3 protein-coding genes are annotated in these 2,182 nt (G+C 72.8%); 2 read left to right on the forward strand and 1 reads right to left on the reverse strand.

Features of this window, described 5'->3' with window-relative positions; translation table 11 throughout:
• Positions 1–857: amidohydrolase family protein (locus VFZ20_RS32065; RefSeq protein WP_414682968.1), on the reverse strand; the 857-nt coding region annotated here is incomplete at its 3' end.
• Positions 858–1,312: 455 nt separating this feature from the next.
• On the opposite strand from VFZ20_RS32065, the gene VFZ20_RS32070 reads away from it, so the two are divergent.
• On the forward strand, positions 1,313–1,648 hold the full coding sequence (locus VFZ20_RS32070) for an FKBP-type peptidyl-prolyl cis-trans isomerase (RefSeq protein WP_329688058.1): 336 nt from the start codon (positions 1,313–1,315) through the stop codon (positions 1,646–1,648).
• A gap of 116 nt (positions 1,649–1,764) precedes the next feature.
• A partial coding sequence (locus VFZ20_RS32075; RefSeq protein ID WP_329688059.1) for an outer membrane beta-barrel protein occupies positions 1,765–2,182 on the forward strand: 418 nt, incomplete at its 3' end.

Consider the following 2,182-nt stretch of genomic DNA (forward strand, 5'->3'; position numbering starts at 1 on the left):
CTGGCCTCGGCGCGCTGGCGCAGGGGCCACGTCCACGGGTAGCCGCCCACGTCGAACGTGCCCGTGACGCCCGCGCACAGGTAGCTGCGGAAGAACCGCTCGGGGTGCGCCTCCAGCTGCACGACGGTGCTGTCGTACGGAAAGCGCGCCCGCACGTCCTCGGCGTCGGGGCGGCCATCGGCCCAGCCCGTCTGCGAGTAGTGCACGTGCGCGTCGATGAGGCCGGGGATGATCCACTTGCCGCGCGCGTCGATGGTCTCCACGTCCGGCCCCAGCGCGCAGTCGCCCACGCAGGCGATCCGCCCGTTGCGCATGACGACGGTCGCGTTGCGCCGCGCGGGCGCGCCGGTGCCGTCGATCACCGTGGCGCCCGTGAACGCGTACGCCGGCACGGGCCCGTCGCCCGGCGCGCCGAACGCCGTGCTGACGGCGATCTTCCAGCTGCCGTCCGGCTGCTTTACCAGCACGCGCTCCGACACGCCGCGCTGGCTGCCGCCCTGCACCACGCGGTAGCGGTACGTGCCGTACACCACGCCCGGCGCCAGGGGCACCACCTCCAGGTGTGTGGCCACGAGCGTGTCCGGCCAGGCGTTGGGGTCGCCGCCCGTCATCCCCTCGTAGCCCCAGCTCACGCCGCCGGGGCCCGTGCGCGCCAGCCGCGGGCTCTGCAGGTAGTAGCGCAGGTACGCGGCGCGGTCGCGGCCGTGGATCGCGCCGATGTTGCCGCGAAAGGCGGCGAGCGCCTCGGTGCTGTCGCGGGCGCGCTGCTGCGCCGTGTACGCCGGCTGCGCGTGCGCCAGCGCGGGGGCGAGGGACGACAGGGCGAGCGATGCGGCCAGGGCGCGAAGGAGGCTCATGGGGTGCGGCTCGGGAGGAAGGAGGACGGCGGTGGACCCGGCGTAGAGTACGTTTGCGCCACCGGCCGGTCAAATGCGGGCCCTCACCCGGCTCGGGCCCTCACCCCGCTCGTTCCTCGCGTCCCTCTCCCGCAAACTGCGCGGGAGAGGGTGTATACTTCGACGAACGCGCTGCACCGGGGCACCCATCGTCACGCGATGAAGGTCTCCCCCTCCCCCGCGAAGCGGGGGCAGGGGGTCGGGGGGTGGGGGCCCTCGCCCGTGGCAGATGCCGTCCATCCCCATCCGATCCGGCCCATCGTCGTCCGGCTCGCTGCCATCCGCCCCCCCCGACCCGTGTTGCGCGATTCGTGCGATGCGTCCCATCCTGTCCTGAGCCGTACCTGACGAGACACGTTCGCCACGCCCGCGCGGCGCGGCGGCAGACGAAAGGACCAAGCGTGGCGGATGAAGGGATGACGACAACGCCCTCGGGGCTGCAGTACCGCGACGACGCCGTGGGCGATGGGCCCGAGGCCAAGTCCGGGCAGACGGTGAGCGTGCACTACACGGGCACGCTGCTGGACGGCAAGAAGTTCGACAGCAGCCGCGACCGCGGGCAGCCGTTCCAGTTTGGCCTGGGCGCCGGCCAGGTAATCCGCGGCTGGGACGAGGGCGTGGCAGGGATGAAGGTGGGCGGCCGCCGCACGCTGGTGATTCCGCCGGAGCTGGGGTACGGGTCGCGCGCCATTGGCCCCATCCCGCCCAACAGCACCCTGCGCTTCGAGGTGGAGCTCCTGGGCGTTCGCTGATACGGGCGCAGGGAACTTTGTGGGGCGCAGGCGGATACACGGAGCCGATGGACGAGCGCGGCCGGCGTGCAACGCGGCCGCGCTCCCACCGGAACCAGAGACGGGGGATGACAAAGATGCGGAAGATCATTCCGCTGCTGGCGGCCGCGGCCGTGGCGCTGTCGGCCGGCACGGCGCAGGCGCAGAGCGGGTTCGCGCTCAAGGGGCACTACCTGTTCAACGCCAGCGACGCCGACGAGGACCAGACGCCCGCCGCCGACGGCTTCAGCGTGGGCGCCGAGCTGGTGCTGCCGTTCAACGTGGGCGTGGGCGTGTCGGCGTACACCACGGGCAAGGCCACGGACGTGGACACCGAGGCCAGCGCGTTCGGCGTGCTGGCGGAGGCCAACTACTTCATCGACCTGCCGCTGCTGCCCATCACGCCGTACGTGGGCGTGCACGGCGGCCTGGGGCAGTACACCATCGAGGACGTCACGAGCGGCGCGGCGGACCCGGAGTTCGAGGACAGCCGCACGCAGCTGGGCTGGCAGGTGG

This window comes from Longimicrobium sp. (assembly GCF_036280135.1).
Classification (GTDB): domain Bacteria; phylum Gemmatimonadota; class Gemmatimonadetes; order Longimicrobiales; family Longimicrobiaceae; genus Longimicrobium.